The sequence below is a fragment of the Kribbella sp. CA-293567 genome (assembly GCF_027627575.1).
In the GTDB taxonomy this organism is placed as follows: Bacteria; Actinomycetota; Actinomycetes; order Propionibacteriales; family Kribbellaceae; genus Kribbella.
In genome coordinates, this window is the sequence record NZ_CP114065.1 from 3,569,695 (window position 1) to 3,592,794 (window position 23,100).

Here is a 23,100-nt window from a genome sequence, read left to right on the forward strand (position 1 = left end):
CTATCAGTACGGGAAGATGAACCAGTAGAAGTTGGCCGACGCCGTGGCGCCGGAGCTGTCGGTGACTCGGACTGCCGGGCGGTAGTTGGTCGTGACCGTCGGGGTTCCGCTGATCAGACCGGTGGACTGGTTGACGGACAGTCCGGCCGGCAGCCCAGTGGCAGTGAAGCGGTTCCCGCCGCTGCCACCGGAAGCTCTCAGTTGAAGGCTGACCGGGCGGCCCTTGACGGAGGTCTGGACGCCGGGGTCGGCCAGCGAGAGAGTGGTCGACCCTCCGGTGACGGTCAGCCGGTACGTCGCCTGCCGGGTCACCGAGTCGCGGCTGCCGCTCACGGTGATCGTGTAGTCCCCGGCCGGGGTGGAGGCCGAGGTGCTGATGGTGAGCTGCGAGCTGCCACCGAGGTCGATCTTCGACGGGTTGAAGGACGCGGTGGCGCCACTCGGCAGGCCGCTGGCGGTCAGTGTGACCTCACCGGCCGGCGGCTCGGTCGTGCCGAGCTGCTCGTTGGCCCAGTCGCCCATCACGCCCCACAGCTTGCCGTGGGCCTGGTAGGTCGCGCAGTCGGTGCGCAGCCAGGAGAAGACGCCGTAGATCTTGCCGTTGTGAAGGTACGGACCGCCGCTGTCGCCCTGGCAGAGGCTCGGGCCGCCGCTGGCGAAGCCGCTGCACATCATGTACCGGTCGTCGAAGTGCCCGGCGTAGGAGCCGCAGTTCTGACCGTCGACAGTCGGCAGCACGGCCTCGTACAGCTTGGTGTTGCGCTGAGCGTCCTGCGAGTCGCTCTTGCCGTACCCGACCGCCGTACCGCGAGTGCCGAGGGCCAGGGTGTCGCCGGACTTGGCGACCGACGGGTAGGCCATGCCGGCCGGGGTCGGGATGTCGGCCGTCGTGGTGATCACGGCGACGTCGAAGCCGTTCCGCCAGCCGTCGTTCGCGTCGTAGCTCGGGTGGGTCAGGTACTCCTGGATCCCGATCCGGACGCCCTTGCTGGTGTCGGCCAGGTCGTCGCGGCCGTAGACCAGGTACTTCTCACCCGCCGCGAACTTGCAGTGCGCCGCGATCAGCACCTTGCGGGGCGCGACCACCGTGCCGGTGCACGACTGCTCGGTCGGACGGGCACCGCCGACGCGGTGCTGGGAGATGATGAACGGGTACTTGCCGACAGTCGTCAACGTGCCACCGACGACTCCTGCACCGGAGCCCGGTCCGGCGCTGCTCTGCTCCCGCATCGCGGTCTTCGACTGACCGGTGGTGACGGGGGCCACGCTCGTGGCGGTCGCCCGCACCGTGGTGGTCACCGAGTTGCCGGGCGTCACCGATCCGGAGGACGGGTCGGCGCTCAGCGAGAAGTCGTCGGCGACGTCGCCGTTCACGGTGAGGCCGACGGTCGTCGTACGGGTCACCGCGCCCGTGCCGGTCACCGTGACCGTAGCCCGGGTCGGACTGGCTGAGGCGGCGGCGGTGAGGGTGAGCCGCGACGAGTTGCCGGCGGTGACCGATGCCGGGTCGAACGACGCGGTGACGCCGGACGGCAAACCGCTGGCGGACAACTGCACGGTCTGCGCCGCGCCGCGGGTCACCGTGGTGGCGATCGTGGTGGTCACCGAGCTACCGGGGTCGACGCTGACCGCGGCGGGGTTGGCGGCCATCGAGAAGTCGTCAGTGGCCGGCGGCGTGTTCGGCACATACAGGAGCTTGTTCGGGGAGCCCGACGGGATTCCCGACATCTTGCCGGTGCTGGCGTTGTCCATCACCCACTGGTGCAGTTGCGCCGGGGTGCTGCTCGGCGCGTCGTGCAGCCGCAATGCCATCGCCCCGGCGACGTGAGGTGCCGCCATCGACGTACCGCTCAAGTTCCCGTACGCCGAGTCGCTGCCGCGGAAGGCCGAGCTGATCCCGGAGCCGGGGGCCCACAGGTCCATGCAGCTGCCCGCGTTGGAGTCGCCGGCCCGAGTGTCGCTGCTGGTCGCGTTGGCAACCGTGAGGGCTTCGGTCATCTGACCGCCAGGGCCGTAGCTGCAGGCGTTGCCACCGTTGTTGCCGGTGATCAGCGCCCACTGGACGCCGGCGGCGATCGAACCGCGGATCGCGTTCACCGCGATGTCCGGGTCACCGGTGTACACGCTCAGGTTCGCCACGGCCGGCTTGACGGCGTTCTTCGCGAGCCACTCCGCGGCCTCGGCCACGACGACGTCCTCGCCTTGTCCGTCACAGCCGAGGACCCGGACCGAGACCAGGTTCGCTTTCTTCGCCACGCCCCGGGTGCTGCCGGCGACGATGCCGGCCACGTGGGTGCCGTGGTTGTTGCAGTCGTTGCCACCGTTCGGGGTGGCGAACAGGTCGACGCCGAGCTTGGCCCGGCCCTCGAACTCCTGGTGGCTGTAGCGGATCCCGGTGTCGACGATGTACGCCGTCACACCGGCCCCGTCGTTGGGGTAGGTGAACTTGCTGTCGAGCGGCCGGTCACGCTGGTCGATGCGATCCAGGCCCCAGTTCTGCGGGTTGCTCTGGGTGCCGCCCGGCCCGTTGGCGGTTCCGAGCCGGGCCGTTCCACTCTGCCGGACCTCAGCGACGTCCGGGTGCGCCGCGAGCCGGCGCGCCTGCTGCTCGGACAGATCGCGGACGACGAAGCCGCGCATCGTCTTGGTCAAGACAGTGCCCAGGCGTCCGTCGTACCGATCGGCCAGGGCGCCGGCCGCCTTCTCGGTCGCCGCGGCCGACGCCACCGCTTGGCGGTTCGGTGTCAGTGTGACCAGATACGTCCCGGCGACCGGCTTCTCGGCGACGCTGACGACGCGGCCTTCGGGCTCCGGCGCGGCCGACCCGGCCGATGCCGTCGCCGCGGTGACGGCGAACGCGGCCAGCGCCGCGACCATGAACGGTGCGGATCTTCGCAACAAGCGCATGCGTGCTACCTCCTTGGGGCGGAGGGGTCCCGGCCTCGCCGGCACCCATGAACAGCAGCAAGGTAGCTACGCGAATCCGCTGGGTGAGCGCAATTTCCGCATTCCCAACCGGATGCATCCGGGACCGCGTTCGTGCAGGTCAGCGGCGGTTTCTGTTCACAGTTTTACCGGGTATTCGCGGTGATGTTACGGCCGCGACGTCACCACACCCACCGGGCGCCGACCGTGCCGGCCTCCACTTGCGGAACGACGAGCGAGGTGGTGCCCGAGCCGCCGAGCCACAGGTCCTCGATGTGCCGGTCGAGATCGCCGGACCCGGACCGATCGTAGCGGCGTACCCACGCGGGTTGCCGGCCGACGAACCTCAGTTGCAGGGTGTACAGCGGGCCCGGCCGGGTGAACCGGCGGTAGAAGTTGTCCATCGGTTCACTGAGCGGCAGCCGCAACTCGTACTCGACGACGGCACGCTCGCCGGCCATCAGCGGCCGGTCGAAGAGGAACTCGGCGACGAACTGACGGGAGGCCAGGTCGCAACGGACCCTGCCGCGGCGCGCGAACGCCACCCCGACCAGCTCCGGCACCAGGTTCTTCGGGTCGTCGACGATCTCGTGGTAGACCATGCACCGGTCGACCCGATCGGTCAACGCCTCGGCGACCAGCCGGACGCGTTGCCGCCGTACGTCGCTGTCCTCGTCCACGACCAGCAGATCGCTGATGCTCAGGAAGGCCAGTTGCCCGTCGGGCGGCGCGTGCAGGGCAGCGAGCAGTGGCTCGGACGACGGCCAGAGCTTCCAGCGGTCGACGGCACCCGCGGGGTGCCCGATCCAGCGGCCTCTCGGCCGGCGGGCACCGAGCAAGGTGAGCAGCGCCGACGAGGGCAGGCCGAGGATCTCCTCCAGCCTGGCCACCGCCTTCAGGGATTCGGTGCGCTCGGGCCGGCTACGACCTCGGCGCCAGTACGACAGCGCCGTCCGGCTCACCGAGACGCCGTCGGCCGCCAGCCGCTCGGACAACGCCCCCAGCGACAAACCGGACGCCGCGATCGCCGAGTCGAGCGCGTCCTCGAACGGACCGGTCCGCAAGAGCCGGGCCAACTCCCTGTTGCTTCGCGTCACAGCCATTCGCCAATAGTCACGTTGCCGACCGGCAACGTCCAGGCCATCGGCAGGGTGCGGCCGACATCCGCGCGATAACGCTCTGATTTCGCTGCGTCACAGGGCGTATCAACTGTGCGAGGGGCTTTCTTCGACCGGTGCGATCGGACACACTAACGACCCATCAGACGGGTAGAGGTGCCGCGCCGGAGGTTAGATGACGACAGCACCAGCGGTCGAGCGAGCTCAGTTGCGCTATTTCCGTGGTGTGGTCGCCGGTTACGCGATCTCCCATGCGGGCAGTTTCCTCAGTCTCGTGGTGCTGAACCTGTACGTGTACCAGCTGACCGGCAGCGCGGTTCAGCTTTCGATCGTGATGGTGACCCGGCTCGGCGCCAGCTTCGTCGCGGGGTTCTTCGCCGGCAGCCTGGTGGCCCGTTACGACCGGAAACTGCTGATGATCTCCTCGCAGTTGGTGCCGGCCGTGGCGCTGGCGGGTCTGGTGGCCGCGCCGCCGGACGCGGTGCTGCTGATCGTCTACCTGATCACGGTCGTGATCGGCGCCGGAAACACGATCTTCCAGGTGGCGTTGCGTACTTCGATCCCGGAACTGGTCGGACCGGACCGGCGAGTGGCGGCGAACGGTTCGCTCGTACTGGCCCGGTCGGTGGCCACGGTCGTCGGGCTCTCCTCGGCGGGCATCATCGTTGCCTGGGGCGGATACACCGCGGCGTTCGGCATCAACGCGGCCGCGTTCACGATCTCCGCGCTCACCCTCGTCGTGCTGCCACTCCGGACCCGGACTGCCTCGCAGGACGCTGAGGCCGGTGCCGCGAAGCCCGGTTGGGTCGCGTCGGTGCGTGAAGCAGGGGTGCTGCTACGGCTCACCCCAGTGCTGCTGGGCCTGCTCATCGTGCGGGAGAGCGACGCACTGGGGTCCGCCTCCCACAACGTCGCGCTGCCCGTCTACGCCACCCAGCTCAGCCCGGACAACGCGGCGGAGTTCGTCGGCTGGTTCTGGGCGGCCTGGGCGCTCGGGATGGCGGCCGCTCACCAGCTCACCACCCGGCTGCTCCGCGGCACCGAGCTCGGCGAGCGGGCGTTCGTGATCAGCATCTTCCCGATGTCGGCCTTCTTCGTCGCGGTCTTCCTCGGCCTGCCGCTCCCGCTGACCTTGGCGTGCGCACTCTTCGCCGGGGTGGCCGACGGGTTCAACGACATCGCCTACAACTCGCGCTTGCAGGCGGCGCCGGATCCGCAGCGTGGGTACCTGTTCGGGTTCAGTGCGATGGCCGAAACATCCGGTCTCGGGCTCGGAATGCTGGCCTCCGGCGTACTGCTCGCGGTCAGTCCGGTGGCCGTCGTGGTGGGCGCCTTCCATGGTCTTCCGGTGCTGATGGCTCTGCTCTACGGGTTGTACCTGTTCCGACGAGCCAGAAGAAGCCGGAGTACCACGGCATGACCGAAACGCCTTCCCCAGCCGTCGCGCAGGGTCCGGCCCTGCGGCTGGATGACCTGCCGACCACCCTGCCTGCTGCTTTGCACCTGGCCGCAAAGGCTCACCCCGACTCCGGCGTCGGAGTGATCACCGGTACCGAGCCGGACCGGTTGATCAGCTATTCAGAACTGCTGGACCAGGCTCAACGGGTGCTCGGTGGCCTGATCGAACGTGGCGTTCGTACCGGCGACTCAGTGCTGGTGGCCGGTGCCGACCTGGCCGACTTCTTCCCGGCGTACTGGGGGTGCCTGCTCGGCGGAATCCGGCCGGTCACGGTGGCCCGCCCGCCCGGCTACTCCGGCCCGACCGCCACCGCGGACAAGCTCATCGACGCGTGGCGGCTGCTGGGCGAGCCATTGATCCTGACCAGCGACAGTCAACTGGCCGGACTGACCCGCCTCACCCAGTACTACGGCGTCGACGCGCTACGGCTGACCTCGATCGCCGACTGCGGGAGCGCGGCGCCGCCCACCGCGACAGTCACCGCGCAGCCGTCCGACGTGGCGCTGCTGATGCTGTCGTCGGGTAGCACCGGACGGGCCAAACTGGTTGAGATAACCCACCGAGGCTTGGTCGAGCTCGCTGCCGGCGCGCGGCAGACGCTGCCGGGCATCGATGCCGGTGACGTCACCTTGAACTGGCTTCCGTTGGACCACAGCGGCGCGTTCTTGCTCTACCACGTCACCGAAGTGCTGCTCGGTACGACGAACTGGCACGCGCCGGTCGAGCTCATCCTCGATCAGCCACTGCGGTGGCTGGACCTGTTGGTCGAGCACCAGGTGACTCATTCGTGGGCGCCGAACTTCGGCTACCGCCAGCTCACCGAAGCACTCGTCGGTGCCCCCGACCGGTACTGGGATCTGTCTGGGCTGCGCACGCTGGTCAGCGGTGGCGAGCAGATCACCTGGCCGGTGGTGCGGGAGTTTCTGGCCGCCACCGCCCGCTTCGGAGTCACGCCGGACGTGTTCACGCCGTGCTGGGGGATGGCGGAGACCACCACCGCGATCACCTATGCGAGCTTTGACGAGGCCGCCGGGCTGCACCGGATTCGCAGTACCGGTGGCGAGGAGCGGACCTTCGTCAGCGTCGGCAGGCCGTCGCCCGGCGCCAGTCTGCGGATCGTCGATGAGCACGACGAACCCCTCACCGAGGGCGAGGTCGGGCGGCTGCAGGTCCGCTCGGCACGGATCACCCCGGGGTACGTCGGGGACGGTGAGGCGGACGTCTCCCACGACGGCTGGCTGCGTACCGGTGACCTGGGACTGCTGTCCCGCGGAGCGCTCACCATCACCGGCCGGGAGAAGGACCTGATCATCATCGCCGGCCACAACCACTACTGCCACGAGATCGAGCAGGTCGTCGCCGAGGTGCCCGGCGTACTGGCCGGACATGTCGCGGCCTGCGCGATCCCGGACGCGGCAGCCGGTACCGAGAGCCTCGGCATCTGCTATTGCCTCACCGGTGACAGCGACGAGAGTGTGGTCTCTGCCGCCATCCGCCGTGCTCTGGCCCAGCGGTTGCAGCTGACCGCCGCCGCCGTGATGACGATCCAAGCGGCCGACTTCCCGCGGACCACCAGCGGCAAGATCCAGCGGTCAGCGCTCATCACGAGATTCGCAGACAGGCTGAGCGAGGACGCCGTTCACTCGTTGGGAAGTCGACCGACGGATACGGGAACGGACGTTGCCGAGCGGGTGATGGCGGCGGCCACCGAGTTGCTCGGCGTACCGGTGGACCGCGATCGGCCGCTGTACGAGCAGGGCATGAGCTCCGTGCAGCTGATCCGCCTGTACACCAGGCTTCGCCGTGAGCTCGGTACCGATTTTCCGCAGACGGCGATGTTCGAGCATCCCTCGGTCGCGGCGCTGGCCGAGTACCTGGGCACCGCCACGCCGTCGACAGCGATAGCGGGGGAGTCCGCGCCGGTGGCCGAGCACAGTGGCGGTGGACCGGTCGGCGTACGGGAGGGCCCGCTCGATCGCCCGTCGGGTAGACCCGATCTCGACCAGAGGATCGCGATCGTCGGTATGGCGGTCCGGTTTCCCGGCGCCGACTCGGTCGGCCAGTTCTGGGCCAACCTGTCGGCGGGCGTCCACAGCGTGCGGCGTTTCACCTCCGACGAGCTGGCGGAAGCCGGGCTGAGCGGAGACCTGGTCCCCGCCGCCGGAGTGCTCAGCGACATCGCCGGTTTCGACACCGGCTTGTTCCAGCTGAGCGCGAAGGAGGCCGCGCTGACGGACCCGGCCCACCGGCTGTTCCTGGAGTGCTGCCACGAGGCGCTCGAGCAGGGTGGCTACGCGGCACCGTCGGCCGGTCACCGGATCGGCGTGTACGCCGGGTCCGGGATGAACCTCTACCCGCGGCACAGCTACTTCCAGAACAACCTCGCGGCTGGATCCGGCCAGGACGACCCGGTCACCGCGATGCAGACCGCGATCGGCAACCAGCCGGACTTCCTGGCGACTCGGGTGGCCTACCGGCTCGGGCTCACCGGACCGGCCCTGTCGGTGCAGACGGCCTGTTCCACTTCGCTGGTCGCGGTTCACCTGGCCTGTCAGGCCTTGCGCGCGGGTGAGGCCGAGCTGGCGATCGCCGGTGCGGCGGCGGTCCACGTTCCGCAGCTCACCGGATACCAGCACACCGAGGGATCGATCCTGTCCGCGCGCGGTGAATGCCACCCGTTCGACGCCGAGGCCGACGGCACGGTCGGAGGCAGCGGAGTGGCTGCGGTGCTGCTCAAACCGCTCGCGGCGGCACTCGCCGACGGCGACACCATCTACTCGGTGATCCTCGGCTCCGCGATGAACAACGACGGCGCCGGCAAAGCTGCGTTCACCGCGCCCGGCGTCGCGGGGCAGGTGAGGGTGGTTCGCGACGCGCTGCAGGCCGCGGGCGTGTCCGCCGAGTCGATCGGCTACCTGGAGGCCCACGGCACCGGTACCCGGCTGGGTGATCCGATCGAGGTGGAGGCGCTGCGCCGGGCGTTCCGGATGGACACCGACCGGGCCGGATTCTGCACGTTGGGCTCGGTGAAGGCGAACCTCGGTCACTTGGACAGCTGCGCCGGAATGGCCGGGCTGATCAAGGCGGCGCTGGTGCTCCGCCACCGCCAGTACCCACCGCAGATCAACCTGCGCCAGGTCAATCCCGAGCTGGCCTTGGCTGCCAGCCCGTTCGTACTGCGCACCGAGGCCGCCGACTGGCTGGACGGCGAGAGTCCACGCCGCGCCGGGGTGAGTGCGTTGGGGGTCGGCGGGACCAACGCCCATGTCGTTCTGGAGGAACCGCCACCGGCGCCGGAGCGGCCCCAGCCGGTACTGCGTCCTGTACTGGTGCCGGTGTCGGCGCAGTCGCCGGCGGCCTTGGAGGAGCTGTGCAGCCGACTGGCCGGCGACCTGGAAGCGCGACCCGGCACGGTGGTCGACGACGTCGCGTTCACGCTCGCGACCGGTCGAGTGCATCGCCGGCATCGGCGGGCTGTCGTCGGCACCAACTCGACCGAGCTGGTCGCCGCCCTGCGCCAGCCGGCCGCCGCTTCGGGCCAGCTGGTCACTGCTTTGGGCCAGCCAGTCGCCACGTCCAGCCAGCCGCCCGCCGCCGTGCGCCAGCCGGTCGCCGCTTTGAGTCGGCCGGTCGACGCTCTGGGCGCCTCCGCGCGGTTGGGTTTCGCCTATACCGGCCAAGGTGCGGCCTATCCGGGGATGGCGGTGGCTCTGGCGACCCGGTTCCGGGTTTTCGCCGACACCATTGGCGAATGCGCACCGGAACTGGTCGACGTACTGCTCGCCGACCCTGAGCCAGCCGTCGCACTGCCGACAGACATAGCTCAACCGGCACTGTTCGCCTACCAGGTGGCGCTCGGCCGGCTGTGGGACGCGCTCGGAGTACGGCCGGAAGTCGTCGTTGGGCACAGCGTCGGCCACTACGCCGCACTGTGTCTTGCCGGCGGCTTGACGCTGGCCGACGGGCTGGCATTGACCGCGACCCGTGGTCAGCTGATGCAGCGCACCGAGCCCGGCGGGATGCTCGCCGTACTGGGGGAGCCGGGCGTTGCCGAGGAGCTGATCGCCGAGGTGCCGGGCGTCGAACTTGCCGGGCGCAACGGTGAACGGGAGTGCGTGCTGGCCGGGGATCCGGCGTCCATCGAGGCGGTTGCGGCTGCTGCCGAGCGGCGCCGAGTACCGGCCCGGCGGCTCGCGGTCGACCGTGCGTTCCACAGTCGGCTTCTGGATCCCATGCTCGACGAGTTCACTCGGCAGGCGTCGGAGGTAGCTTTCCAGCCGCTGCAGCTGCCGGTGGCCGACGCGCTGGACGGGACGCTGCTGCCAGCGGGTTGGATTCCCGACGCGGAGCATCTGCGCCGGCACGCCCGCGAGCCGGTTCGCTACGACCTCGCGGTTGGCCGGTTGATGGAAGCCGGATGCGACACCGTCATCGAGGTCGGGCCGGACGCAGTACTGACCGGGATCGGTCGACGGCAGTTCGCCCCGCTGCGATGGCTCGCGAGTCAGCGGCGGGACAACGGCGACGGGCGGGTGCTGCTCGAAACCGCGGCACGGCTGTACGAATCCGGAACCGACCTGAACTGGGCGGCGCTCGTCTCCGATCACCCAGGTCGACGAATCCCGTTGCCTACCTATCCATTCCAGCGCACCCGCTGCTGGGTCGAGCCGAGGGAGCAGCACAACATGCCCACCACAGACGACCCGGTCTCCACGCCGATCCCGCTCGACCAGGTGCTCGCACTGGTCGGCGCACAGGTGGGGCTGGCCGCCGCCACGGTCGATCCGGACGCGCCGTTCGTCGAGCTCGGCGCGGACTCGCTCGCCCTGGTCGCGTTGGCCCGCGACGTCGAGCAGTCCCTCGGCGTCCGAGTTGCGCTGCGGGAACTGTTCGACTCCGCAGACACCCCGCGGAAGCTGGCCGCCGCCGTCCACGCCAAGCTGCCGGCCGGCCCGCCGCCGGGCAGCCCGCCGCCAGTCGGCACCTCACCTGCGGCTGTCACAGCACCGTCGCCAGCCACGTCGCAGGTGTCGCCACCAGCCGTGGTGGCACCTGCAATGCCCCCGGTCGCCCCGCCAGCAGCCGAGGTGGCACCAGGCACGCTGCCGGTTGCACCGGCACCGTCTGCACCGAGCCCGGCCGTACCAGCCGCACCGACACTGGCCGCATCAGCCGCAGCCGCAGCAGACGCAGCCGCACTGGCACCCGCCGTACATGCCGCACCGGCAGCGGTCGCACCGGCACTGGCTGCACCAACCGAACCGACACTGGCCGCAGCCGCATCAGCCGCATCAGCCGCATCAGCCGCATCAGCCGCATCAGCACCAGCCGCACTGGCACCCGCCGTACATGCCGCACCGGCAGCAACCGCGCCGGTGCAGGGCGAACCAGTAGGCGGCACCGGCGTCCAGGAGCTGATCAACGCCCAGCTCCAGGTGATGAACCAGTTCTCCCACGTGATGACCCAGCAGCTGGCATTGATGGCCGCGCCGCCCGCGCCCACGGCAGCGCCGCCGACGCAAGCACTGCCTGCGTCTACAGCAGCGCCGCTAGCCCAAGCACTGCCCGCGCCTGCAGTAGCACCGCAGATCGCCGCCGCCGCGACACCATCCATCACCGCCCCTGCCGCCGCCCCGCCTCGGGCCAGTAGAACAACCCAGACAACGAGCACCACACCCGCCACCGCCCCGCCTCGGGCCAGTAGAACAACCCAGACAACGAGCACCACACCCGCCACCGCCCCGCCTCGGGCCAGTACGACAACGCAGTTGGCGAGCACCAAACCCGCTGCACCGAAAGCCACCGCCTGCGACTTCTCCGTCTACTTCTTCGGCGACTACCCGCAAGAGGCCGTCGGCACCGACAAGTACCGCGTCGTGCTCGACACCGCGCGATTCGCCGACGAGCACGACTTCCACGCGGTGTGGTTGCCCGAACGGCACTTCCACTCTTTCGGCGGCCTGTTCCCCAGCCCGTCGGTGCTGGCAGCGGCACTCGCGACCCACACGCGGCAGATCCGTTTGCACGCAGGCTCCGTCGTGCTGCCGCTGCACCACCCGATCCGGGTTGCCGAGGAATGGTCGGTGATCGACAACCTGTCCGGCGGCCGGGTCGGGTTGTGCGTGGCCAGCGGTTGGCATGCCAACGACTTCGCCCTGGCGCCGGAGAACTTCGGCCGGCACAAAGACGTGATGTTCGAGCACCTGGACGTCGTGCAGGCCTTGTGGCGCGGCGAGACAGTGCCGGCCCGCTCCGGCGACGGCAAGGACATCCAGGTCGCGCTGCATCCGCAACCTGTGCAGGCGATGCCGCCGCTGTTCACCGCGGTGGTCGGCAATCCGGCCAGTTACCGGGCCGCGGCCGAGCGGGACCTCGGTGTGGTCACCAACCTGATGACCCAGACTCCGGCGCAGCTGGCCGAGCGGATCGCGGAGTACCGGGCCCGGCGGGCCGAGTGCGGACTGGATCCGGACGCCGGCCGAGTGGTCGCCTTGCTGCACACCTATCTCGGCACGGACCTCGCCGCCACCCGGGCAGCTGGGTTCGAACCGTTCTGCCGCTACATGCGCTCGTCGATGTCGCTGTTCGGTCAGGTCACCAACAGCCTCGGCTTCTCGATCGACTTCGACAACACCCCGGCCGACGACCTGCGTTTCCTGCTCGAACAGGCCTACACGCGGTACTGCGAATCGCGCGCGCTGATCGGCACCGTCGACTCGAGTGCACCCATCGTGGAGGAGCTGCTCGCCGCCGGGGTGAACGAGATCGCCTGCTTCGTGGACTTCGGAGTCTCCGCCGGCCAGGTCGCCGCGAGCATGCCCGTGGTCGACCAGCTCCGCGGCCGGTACGTCGGCGCCGGCAAGGCGAGCGACACCGATCAGACCAGCGACACCGACAAGGCGATCGACACCGATCAGGCCAGCGACACCGTGTCGGCCGGCCAGCGCCGGATCTGGCTCTTCGAGCAGCTGACGCCGGGCACGAACTCCTACCACGAACCCAAAGCGATCCGGCTGGACGGCGCTCTGGACGTCGACGCCTTGCGCAGCGCGTTGACGGACGTCGTACGCCGTCATGCCGCGCTCCGCAGCACGTTCGGCGAGAACGACGGCGAGCTGATCCGGACCGTGCACGCCTCGGTGCCCATCGAGTGTCCGGTAATGGACTGCACCGGGCTGCCGGAAACGGACGGAGTGTCCAAGGCGATGGAGTTGGACGGGTTGACCCCGTTCGACCTGGCCGGCGGGCCGCTGTTCCGGCTGCGGCTGCTGCGGTTCGGCCCGGAGCAGCACGTGCTGATGATGATCGTGCACCACATCGTCTTCGACTCGCTGTCCACCGCGACCTTCCTGCGCGATCTCGGCGCGTACTACACCGCGGCGCTGACAGGGCAGGCCGCCGCACTGGAGCCGCTGCCGGCCGCCCCTCGGGTAGAACCCGGCACCGACCCCGAAGACCTGCGCTACTGGACCGAGACGCTGGCCGGTGAGCTGCCGGTGCTGGCGCTGCCCACCGACCGGCCCCGGCCCGCAGTGCGCGCTCCGGAGGGCGGCACCGTCACGCATCGGTTCGACACGGGACTGTCCCGCGCCGTCCAGGCGTTCAGCGCCGAGGCCCGGTCGACCACCTTCATGACCCTGATGGCCGGGGTCGCGGCGACACTGCGCCTGTTCACCGGGCAGTCCGACCTGATCATCGGGATCCCGGTGTCGAACCGTCCGGCCGGCGCCGCCGACCTGGTCGGCTTCTATCTCGACACCGTGCCGCTGCGACTGGACCTGACCGGAGATCCCACCTTCGCCGCGCTGGTGGCTCAGGTCCGCGACCGCGCGCTGGACGGGTACTCCCACAGCACGGTCCCGTTCGACGAGCTGGTGGCCACGATCAACCCGCCGCGGGACCCGAGCAGGACCCCGCTGTTCTCGATCATGGTGGACTTCGAGCAGGAATCGCCGCCGTACTTCGCCGAGGGCATCGACGTGGCGATGCGGGATGTCGATGCCCGCAAGGCTCCGTTCGACCTCAATCTCTACCTGATCAGCGGAACCGACGAGATCCGCTGCCATCTGGAGTACGACGTCACGTTGTTCGCCGAGTCCAGCGTCCGGCGGCTGCTCGACTATCTCGAGCAGATCCTTGCCGCCGCGACCGCGACGCCGGCGTACCGGTTGTCACAGCTGACCGAGCTCACGGCCGCGGACGCAGACCGGATCGCCGAATGGTCGACGGGAGGGCCTGCGGTCGCCCCATCCGGCGTGCTGCACGAACTGTTCGCCGAGCAGGCTCGACGTACGCCGGACGCGGTGGCGCTGCGGCACGGCTCCACCGAGCTCAGCTACCAAGAACTCGACGCCCGCGCCAACGGGCTGGCCTGGGCGCTGACCGAGCGCGGGGTCGGACCGGGCAGCATCGTCGGTGTTCAGTTGCCGCGCGGCATCGACTTGATCGTCAGCCTGCTCGGCGTACTCAAGTCCGGGGCCGCGTACCTGCCGCTCGACCCGGCGACGATCGAGCACCGGCGAGCGTTCATGGTCGAGGACTCCGGCGCCGGACTGGTGATCGACTCGCCGTGGCCGACCGGCCCGCGCACTGATTCGCCGCCGGTCGAGGTCCGCGGCGAGGACCTCGCGTACTGCATCTACACCTCCGGGTCCACCGGCCGGCCGAAGGGTGTGCTGGTGCCGCACCGTGGACCGGCCAACCTGGCCGGCTGGCTGACCAGATCCCGGCCGCCACTGCGGACCCTGGCCTGGACGTCGGTTGCCTTCGACATCAGTGTGGAGGAGATCTTCTCGACCCTGACCGGCGGCGGCACCCTCGTGCTCATCGAGGACGAGTTGCGCTACGACCCGGCTGCTCTGACCGAGCTGATCATCGAGGAGCGGGTGGAGCGGATCTTCATGCCGTTCACACCGCTCAAGTACCTGGTGGACGCGCTCACCGAGGCCGGTGGCGCTCCGGAGCTACGGGAGCTGGTCAGTTGCGGCGAGCCGGTGACGGTCACTGCGCGGCTGCAGGCGTTCCTGACCAAGCACTCCGACTGCCGGCTCATCAACGAGTACGGGCCGACCGAGGCGTCCTGCATCGTCACCCACCACGTGGTGGACCCCGCTGGCCCGACCGCACCGCCGATCGGCCGACCGATGCCTGGGGCAACTATTCGGCTACTCGACGCGGAGCTCCGGCCGGTGCCGGTCGGCGTGGTCGGTGAGCTGTACCTGGGTGGGGTACCACTGGCCGACGGCTACCTGAACCGGCCGGACCAGAACGCGGCGGCCTTCACCGAGCATCCCGACGGCGAGCGCTGGTACCGCACCGGCGACCTCGCCCGCTGGCGCCCCGACGGGCTGCTCGAGTTCGCCGGCCGCGTCGACGACCAGGTGAAGATCCGCGGCTTCCGGGTGGAGCCTGGCGAGGTGGCATCGGTGGCAGCTGAGCTGCCCGAGATCGCCGACGCCACGGTGGTCGTCCACCGCGACGATGCGGGCGAGCCGTATCTCGCGGCCTACCTGGTGGCGTCCGATCCTGATCGTCGAAGCACCGACAGCATTGCCTCAGCGCTGGCAGCCCAGCTGCCCGACTACATGGTGCCGCGGGCGTACCAGTGGTTGACCGCGCTCCCGATGACCACGAGCGGGAAGCTCGATCGCTCGGCACTGCTACCGCCTGAGCCAGGACGGTCCGGCGGTGTCTCGCCCGAGCCGACCGACCCGGTACTGCGCCGAGTCCACGAGCTGTGGTCGGACCAACTGGGACAGACCGAACTGGGCCTGGACGAGTCGTTTTTCCGGCTCGGCGGCGACTCTCTGATGGCGGTGCGGCTGGTCTACCGGGTCCGGGCCGAGTTCGGCGTGCCTTTCCCGGTGCAGCGGTTGTTCACCAATCCCACCGTCCGGGGGATGGCAGCCGCGATCACCGAGGCCGCAGCCGGTCAGACGAAGGCCGCGACCTGATGGGCTCTGATGACGGACTCAGGTATCCGCGGTCAGGCGGACTTCACTTCGCGGCGAAGCAACCGGACCAGGCCGAAGGCGAGTGGCAGGAGTACCCAGATGGTGCCGGCCACCGCGATGTGGGCCCAGTCCGCGGCCTGGAAGGTCTGCTGTTCGAAGGCCGGGGCCATGGCGGTGTTGAGGTCTAGCCAGGGGGCCGCGTTCTCCAGTGAGCTGACCATCGCGAAGAGCACGCTCCAGACGATCGGGAGGACGTAGTACAGGACGATGGCGGCGGCGGTGTTCATCAGCAGCATGCCGAAGGCGAAGCCCTGCAGGATGCCGATCAGCTGGACCGCGAAGAAGTCGCGGACGTTCGCGGCTTCGAAGGTCCAGCTGCCGGAGCCGTCCAGGAACGCCGTACCGGCCAGGTTGCTGAGGGCCGCGACGCCGAGCGCCACCACCACGGCGAGCAGGCCGACCAGGGTGACGGCGACCAGCTTGGCGACGGCGACGCGGGCCCGGCTCGGTTCGAGGGTGAAGGTGACCAGGCCGGTGCGCTGACTCCACTCGGCGGTGACGGCCAGGATGCCGAGCACCGGGAGCAGGATGCTCTGCGGCGTCGCGGTCACGCCGACCAGACTGTGGAACGTGAGTTGGTCCGGGTCCGCGACGAACAGGAACACGGCCACGGCGGCGACCGTGATGAGGCCGATCGCGGTGAGCAGCCAGAAGCCGGCGCGGGTGTCGACGAGCTTGCGCAGCTCGACCCGCAACAGCCGGGTGAAGGGTACGGCGGTGACGTCAGGGTTCGGCGAGCCTCGCAGCTCGAACGGTGTTTGGTGCGTCGTGGTGCTCATGCGGTGACCTTGTCTCGTGCGTCGTCGGCGGTGAGTTGCAGGAACATTTCCTCGAGTCCGGCGCCGTCCGCGCCGCGCAACTCGGTGACGACGACGCCGGCGCGCGCGGTGGCGATGCCGAGCTGCTCACGAGTCGCGTCGACGACGTACGCGCCGTCCGTGGTGGGCCGGTAGTGGAAGCCGGCGGCGTCGAGACAGCGGGCCAAGGCCGCTGAATCGAGACCGCGGACCAGTGTGCCGACGGCGTTCAGCAGTTCGGCTTTGCTGCCGTCGGCAACGATGACACCGCGGCCGATGACGACCAGATGGTCGGCGACGACCTCGATCTCGTGGAGTAGATGTGAGGACAGCAGTACCGTTCCGCCGCGGTCGGCGAACGTCTTGAGCAGGCCGCGCATCCAGTGGATGCCCGCCGGGTCGAGACCGTTGGCGGGCTCGTCCAGGATCAGCACCTGCGGATCGCCGAGCAGAGCGTGCGCGATGCCGAGCCGCTGCCGCATGCCGAGGGAGTAGTTGCCGACCCGGCGATCTCCTTCGTCGCCGGACAGACCGACGACCTCCAGCATCTCGTCCACGCGGTCGCGGCGAAGTCCCATCAGGGTCGCGCCGAGACGGAGGATCTCGCGTCCGGTCCGCCCGTTGTGCTGCGCGGAGGCGTCGAGCAGGACACCGACGTGCCGGCCGGGGTTGGGCAGTTCGGCGTACGGGACACCGAGGATCGTGCTGCGCCCCGCCGACGGCGGCGTGAGGCCGGTCATCATCCGCATGGTGGTCGACTTGCCGGCGCCGTTGGGCCCGAGGAAACCGGTGACCGATCCCGGCAGTGCCTGGAAGGACACGTGGTCGACGGACCGGTGGGCGCCGTACCGCTTGCTGAGTTCTTCGACTGTGATCATGTGTCGAGCCTGCGCCCGCGCAGTACCTCGGCACATCGGTCCCGGTGCTAGGTCCGCGAGCCGCGAGGGTGCATCTCGCCGGACCACGGTAGGGGGATAGCCCCTACCGCGGTCTCTGCCCGGAACCGCGGCGCTCCCGTACCGTAAGCATGTGGACGCCACCCAAGCTGCGCCACCACCTCCACTGACCCGCCGGCAGTCGATGTGGCGCTACTTGGCGGCCATCGGCTGCGGTGGCGGTTTCTGGATGGCGGCCTTCTACGGTGCCGGCGACTGGAACCTCCGTCCGTTCCTGGTCGTCGATCTCCTGATCGGCGTCGTCTGCCTGGTGCTGCTGCGCTGGCGTCGCCGGTACCCGCTGGCCGTCGCCCTCTTTGTCTGCGGCGTCGGAGGTATCGCAGCGGCCGCGTCGGGAGCCGTGGTCATCGCCGCGGTGTCGCTGGCCACCCGACGGAAGTGGCGAGAGATCGTGCCGCTGGCGGTGGTCAACATCGTCGCCTCCGTCGTCTACTTCCAGATCCAGCCCGAACGGGCCCCGCTGGTCTTCACGGTGCTGTTCACGGCGGTCTTCGTCACCGCGATCATTGCCACCGGCATGTACCTCGGCGCACGCCGGGATCTGCTGGCCTCGTTGCGCGAACGGGCTGATCGCGCGGAACGCGAGCAGGGCCGCCGAATCGAGCAGGCGCAGGTCACCGAGCGCGCTCGAATCGCCCGCGAGATGCACGACGCCCTGGCGCACCGGCTTTCCTTGGTGGCGTTGCACGCGGGTGCGTTGGAGTACTGCCAGCGACTGAGCGGCGAGGAAGTGGCGGCCGCGGCCGCTGTCACTCGGCAGAGCGCCCACGATGCGCTGGCGGACCTGCACGAGATCCTCGGCGTACTGCGAGCGCTCGAGACCGACGCGCCACCGGAGCGTCCGCAACCGACGCTGGCCGACCTTCCGGCACTGATCCAGGAGGCCGTCGAGGCTGGTACCAAGGTGCAGCTGCACAACCAGATCGACAACCTGGCAGCGGCACCGGACACGATCGGGCGGAACGCGTACCGGATGGTGCAGGAAGGCCTCACGAACGCTCGCAAGCACGCGCCGAACACCGCCGTCGACGTCACCTTGAGCGGGCGGCCCGGGACCCAACTGCTGCTGGAGGTACGGAACCCGCTTCGGCTGGGTGCCGCCAGTACGACACCCGGCTCAGGTCTCGGGCTGCTGGGGCTGACCGAGCGCGCCGAACTGATGGGCGGCCGGCTCGAACACGTGAGCTCCGACGGCAACTTCGTGGTCCGCGCCTGGCTGCCGTGGCCGGCATGAGCGGCCCGGCCGGAGACTCGATCCGCGTCGTGATCGTCGACGACGACGCGCTCGTCCGGACCGCGCTCGCGATGATCCTGCGCGACGACAGCGCGATCGAGCTGGCCGGCGAGGCGGCCGACGGCGAGGCAGGGCTCGAACTGATCGAGCGGGTCGCGCCCGACGTCGTACTGATGGACATCCGGATGCCGCGACTGGACGGTCTGGAAGCCCTGTCCCGGTTGAGGGCGAAGCCTGCACCGCCCAAGGTGATCGTCTTGACCACGTTCGACGCCGACGACCACGTACTGCGGGCGCTCCGCGACGGAGCCAGTGGGTTCCTGCTCAAACACACCCCACCGGCACAGATCGTCGAGGCGGTCCACAAGGTCGCGGCGGGCGACCACATGCTTTCTCCCAGCGTGACCGCCCAACTGATCGCCCGTTTGGGCGACGGTACGCCGGAACCTCAACGGGTGCTGGACGCGCAGTCGCTGACCGGAACCCTCACCGACCGCGAACGGGAGGTGGCCGTCGCGGTCGGCGAGGGCAAGGTCAACGCGGAGATCGCCCAGGAGCTCTACCTGAGCATGGCCACGATCAAGGCTCATGTCTCCCGCATCATGGTCAAGCTCGACGCCACCAACCGCGTACAGATCGCGAACCGCGTCCGCGACGCCGGGCTACTCTGACCGGCGCTACACCGCTGCGAGGACGACCGTATGACTCTGGCCGGCCGGGAGTCAGCAGCTGCCGGCCGGGAACCGCCGTACGTCTGCTTTCGGCAGTAACGTCGTGGGGTCGAAGGCAGAGCGGTGGCTGCAGCCGCCGGAGGTCACCTCGAAAGACCGCGCATCGACGAACCGGAACTCCGGTACGACGGTTCCGCTGTCGCGGCCGTCGGGGCTGCTGCCGTCGTCGTACCAGACAACGGTCTCCTGCGACAGCAGACCGCGGTCACGCCGCAGGCGCACCTCGGATCCGGCGACGCCCCACACTCGCACGAGTTCGTAGCGGCCATCCGATGACACCACCCGGTCGCGATCCGGCCCTCGTGGCGACAGTTCGGCGGACGCCCACGCCGTACCGCCGGCGAACACCACTCCCAGAACGCCGAGCACGACCGCGGCGATCGTGACGGCCCGGCGACGCCAGATCAGGACCGCGACAATGGCCGCCGCTACTGCCGTCAGACCGGTCGTCGCGGCGGCAAAGAAACCCGCGTACCGAAGGTTGAACGGATCCCACCAAGCCAGTACGCACGCCGGTAGAAGGATTGCCACGGTCACCGCCGGCAACATGATCACCCGTCCACGGGACACGACGCCTCCAATTGGCAGTCTGCGGGGATCTCCGCGAAGCGCCGATGGTAGTCAGCGGCCGGGTCACGGGGCGGCGGCCAGTTCGGCGGCCACCGTCTCCTCATTGCCGGACCGGGGCATGGTCTTCGGGCCGCGAAGGGCGATGTAAATGAACAGCACGCCCATGACGGCGGTGCCCGCCCACATCGCCTGCTGCCAACCGTCGACGAACGACTGCTGTGCGGCACGGACCAGATCTTCGGCGTACGGGCCGGTGCTGGGTGCTACCGAGGTGGCGTTGGCGATGCCTTCGCGCGCGGTCTCCGCGGCGGCCTCCGGGATGCCGCCGAGCCGGTCCTCGATGGCGCTCCTGTAGCCGGCGGACACCAGTGCACCGAGCAGGGCGATACCGAGCGCGGTACCGAACTCGCGGGTGACGTCGTTGAGTGCCGAGGCGACGCCTTGTTTCTCGCGGGGCAGCGAGGCGGTGATCGCCTCCGTGGACGGCGTCATCGACAGGCCCATACCGATGCCCATGGCAAGCATCCCGGGCAGGATCGACAGGAACCCGCCGTCGACGGAGACGAACAGTGCCATCAGCGCCATGCCGAGACCGGCGATCGCGATGCCGGTGGCCATCGTCGAGCGGACACCGACCCGGGCGGCGAGCAGGGGAGCCAGCCCCGAGGAGAGCATCATGATGCCGGCCATCGGCATCATCGCGACCGTGGACAGCAGACCCGACCAGCCCAGAACGGCCTGGAAGAAGGGGAACATGACCACGGAGATCCCGGCCTGCACACCGAAGACCACCAGCAGGGTGATCGACCCTCCGGCGAGACTGCCCTCCCGGAACAACCGCACGTCCAGCAGCGCGGCGTCGCGCCGGCGCAGTTCCCAGATCACGAAGCCGGCCGCGGTGAGGAGGCCGACCACGAGGCTGACCACCGTGGCCGGGTCGGTCCAGCCGCGCTCGGGCCCCTCCTGCAGCATGAAGATCAAGCTGATCACGGCGACCGTCGACACCAGCGCCCCGACAGTGTCGAAGCGGTGGACGGACTTCTCGTGGGAGTTGGGAACCGAGGTCAGCGTCATGGCCAGGGCCACCAGCACCAGAGCCACCGGCAGCGCGAACAGCCAGCGCCAGTCGGCGACGTCGACGAGGAGTGCGGACAGGAACATGCCCAGGATGCCGCCACCGCCGGCGACGCCGGTCCAGACGCCGATCGCCTTGCTGCGCTGGTCCACAGGGAAGGTGGACGTGATGACAGCGAGCGTGATCGGCATGATCATCGCCGCGCCGACCCCGGCGGCTACGCGCGCGGCGAGCATGACCTCCGCCGTCGGCGCCAGACCGGCGACGAGGTTCGCGATGCCGAACACTCCCAGGCCGGCGACCAGCATCGGCTTGCGGCCGAGCCGGTCAGCGATCGCGCCGAGCGGCAGCAGCAACGCGGCCAGGGTGAGCGTGTAGATGTTGATGATCCACAGGATCGTGCTCTGCGAGGCGCTGAACTCGACCGCCATATGGGTCTGCGCGACGTTCAGCCCGGTTACTGATGCGATCACCGCCATCAGCGCGATCGAGACGGCAATCAGGATCGTTCGCAGTTTCCGCGCGTCCGGCGTACCGTCGCTTCCGGTCTGGTCGGAGCCCCCTGTAGCGGGCTGGGTGGTAGTCATCGTTTCCTTTCGATCGGGCTTGCCGTCGACACTAGAGAGAATTTGCTCATAAGGCATAGGATGTTGCTCATGACGCAACAAACTGATGATCTGGACAGCCTCGTACGCAAGCGGATCCGCGCTTTACGCGTCGCGCAGGGCTGGTCCCTCGACGAGTTGGCCCAGCGCGCCAACCTCAGTCAGTCTTCGCTCAGCCGGATCGAGAACGGTCAACGTCGCTTGGCCCTGGATCAACTCGTCACGTTGGCCCGGGCGCTGGATACGACGCTCGACCAGTTGGTCGAGACGGCGGCGGACGACGTGGTCAGCAGTCCGGCCGTCGGTCACGCTCACGGGCAGCTGCGCTGGACCATCAAGGCCGACCCTGGGATGAGTGTCGTCCGCCAGCGCATCACCGAACCGCCGCCGGACAACCCGGCTCGGATGCGGGCCCATCCGGGACGCGAGTGGCTCATGGTTCTGTCCGGCACCGCGATCCTGATGCTCGGCCATCGCCGCTTCCGGATCGAGACGAATCAGTCCGCCGAGTTCCCCACGATGATGCCGCACGCCATCGGCGCCGAAGGTGGGCCTTGCGAGATCATCGGGATCTTCGATCGCGACGCCGGTCGCGGTCATCGAAACGGCGATGAGGAGCCCGGGGCGTAGGAGCCCGCCGGCTGACGGCAGACCGCGAATCTTGCGCGCCTGGCAGCGGACCCGTCGATGTTCTTGCGTATTTCGCATGATCTTATGCGGCAAGCGCATGTTCGGTCTATCGTGAAGGCATGGCAGCTCATGTACCGACCCACGATCATGGTGATTCCCATGACCACCACCACCACCAAGCCGGCGGTCAGGCCGACCTCCTCGACCTCGACGCCGAGATCCTCGCCGAGCACACGGCCGCCGTCACGGAGTGGCTCCCGCTGAGCACCGCCCCGCGGCAGATCGTGGATCTGGGCTCCGGCACCGGGGCGGGGACCTTCGCTCTTCTCGACCGGTTCCCCGATTCCCACGTCACTGCCGTGGACGCGTCGGTCGAACATCTGCAACGCCTGCGAGCGAACGCCTGCGACCGTGGCGTCGAGGATCGCGTGCACACGCTGCAGGCCGACCTGGACGGTGCCGCGTGGCCGGACCTCGGTACGCCGGAGCTGGTCTGGGCCTCGGCCTCCATGCATCACATGACCAACCCCGACCTGGTACTGCGCGCCGTCCACGACCTGCTCGCCCCCGGCGGCCTGTTCGCCGTCATCGAACTGGCCGGCTTCCCCCTCTTCCTCCCCGAGGGTCCCAGCAAAGACCAACCCAGTCTGGAAGAACGGCTCCACGCTGAAGCCAACCGCCGGCAGACCGAACAGATGCCCCACCGCGGTGCCGACTGGGGCCCCATGCTCACCGCCGCGGGATTCACCGTCGAGGGCGAACGCACCATCACGGTGAACATCGCCGGCTCCAGCAACGAAGTCATCGGCCGCTACGCCCTCGGCGGCCTGCAGCGCTTCCGCACGGCCGTCGCCGATCGGATCTCCGCCGCGGACCTCGCGGAGCTCGACCAGATCCTGGACACCACCAGCCCGCACAGCATCCTGCGCCGCGACGACCTTGTGATGCGCAGCGAGCGCACCGTCTGGGCCGCCCGTCGCACCTGAC

The 23,100-nt window shown here is 69.3% G+C and carries 12 protein-coding genes; 6 read left to right on the plus strand and 6 right to left on the minus strand.

Going from position 1 to position 23,100, the window contains the following annotated elements; translation table 11 throughout:
* Positions 1 to 3 precede the first annotated feature (3 nt).
* Together OX958_RS16530 and OX958_RS16535 are read right to left on the minus strand one after the other, a co-directional pair.
* Positions 4 to 2,907 (minus strand): S8 family serine peptidase, encoded by a 2,904-nt coding sequence (locus OX958_RS16530; protein WP_270138643.1) that lies wholly within the window; start codon positions 2,905 to 2,907, stop codon positions 4 to 6.
* A gap of 200 nt (positions 2,908 to 3,107) precedes the next feature.
* Complete coding sequence (locus OX958_RS16535; RefSeq protein WP_270138645.1) at positions 3,108 to 4,028, minus strand: XRE family transcriptional regulator; 921 nt, start codon at positions 4,026 to 4,028, stop codon at positions 3,108 to 3,110.
* 190 nt (positions 4,029 to 4,218) lie between these two features.
* On the opposite strand from OX958_RS16535, the gene OX958_RS16540 reads away from it, so the two are divergent.
* Together OX958_RS16540 and OX958_RS16545 are read left to right on the plus strand one after the other, a co-directional pair.
* Entirely contained in the window at positions 4,219 to 5,463 is a 1,245-nt protein-coding gene (locus OX958_RS16540) for an MFS transporter (RefSeq protein WP_270138647.1), read from the plus strand.
* Positions 5,460 to 15,455, plus strand: coding sequence for a non-ribosomal peptide synthetase/type I polyketide synthase (locus OX958_RS16545; RefSeq protein WP_270138649.1), 9,996 nt, complete (start codon positions 5,460 to 5,462; stop codon positions 15,453 to 15,455). The genes OX958_RS16540 and OX958_RS16545 overlap by 4 nt, the downstream gene beginning before the upstream one ends.
* 32 nt (positions 15,456 to 15,487) lie before the next feature.
* Here the strand turns inward: OX958_RS16545 and OX958_RS16550 are convergent, their stop codons facing one another.
* Positions 15,488 to 16,294, minus strand: coding sequence for an ABC transporter permease (locus OX958_RS16550; protein WP_270138651.1), 807 nt, complete (start codon positions 16,292 to 16,294; stop codon positions 15,488 to 15,490).
* Positions 16,291 to 17,190, minus strand: coding sequence for an ABC transporter ATP-binding protein (locus tag OX958_RS16555; protein ID WP_270138653.1), 900 nt, complete (start codon positions 17,188 to 17,190; stop codon positions 16,291 to 16,293). The genes OX958_RS16550 and OX958_RS16555 overlap by 4 nt, the downstream gene beginning before the upstream one ends.
* A gap of 151 nt (positions 17,191 to 17,341) precedes the next feature.
* Here OX958_RS16555 and OX958_RS16560 point away from each other — a divergent pair, with 151 nt between their 5' ends.
* A complete protein-coding gene (locus OX958_RS16560) occupies positions 17,342 to 18,502 on the plus strand; it encodes a sensor histidine kinase (RefSeq protein ID WP_270138655.1) in 1,161 nt (386 codons plus the stop codon).
* Positions 18,499 to 19,173, plus strand: a complete 675-nt coding sequence (locus tag OX958_RS16565; protein WP_270138657.1) for a response regulator — start codon at positions 18,499 to 18,501, stop codon at positions 19,171 to 19,173. The genes OX958_RS16560 and OX958_RS16565 overlap by 4 nt, the downstream gene beginning before the upstream one ends.
* A gap of 51 nt (positions 19,174 to 19,224) precedes the next feature.
* Here the strand turns inward: OX958_RS16565 and OX958_RS16570 are convergent, their stop codons facing one another.
* Both OX958_RS16570 and OX958_RS16575 read right to left on the minus strand, forming a co-directional pair.
* A complete protein-coding gene (locus OX958_RS16570; protein WP_270138659.1) occupies positions 19,225 to 19,803 on the minus strand; it encodes a hypothetical protein in 579 nt (192 codons plus the stop codon).
* Positions 19,804 to 19,866: 63 nt separating this feature from the next.
* Positions 19,867 to 21,465, minus strand: a complete 1,599-nt coding sequence (locus tag OX958_RS16575) for an MFS transporter (RefSeq protein ID WP_270138661.1) — start codon at positions 21,463 to 21,465, stop codon at positions 19,867 to 19,869.
* Between the two features lie 69 nt (positions 21,466 to 21,534).
* Between OX958_RS16575 and OX958_RS16580 the strand changes: the two genes are divergently transcribed.
* Together OX958_RS16580 and OX958_RS16585 are read left to right on the plus strand one after the other, a co-directional pair.
* On the plus strand, positions 21,535 to 22,113 hold the full coding sequence (locus OX958_RS16580; RefSeq protein WP_270138663.1) for a helix-turn-helix domain-containing protein: 579 nt from the start codon (positions 21,535 to 21,537) through the stop codon (positions 22,111 to 22,113).
* Between the two features lie 119 nt (positions 22,114 to 22,232).
* A complete protein-coding gene (locus OX958_RS16585) occupies positions 22,233 to 23,099 on the plus strand; it encodes a class I SAM-dependent methyltransferase (protein ID WP_270138664.1) in 867 nt (288 codons plus the stop codon).
* Position 23,100: the final 1 nt, after the last annotated feature.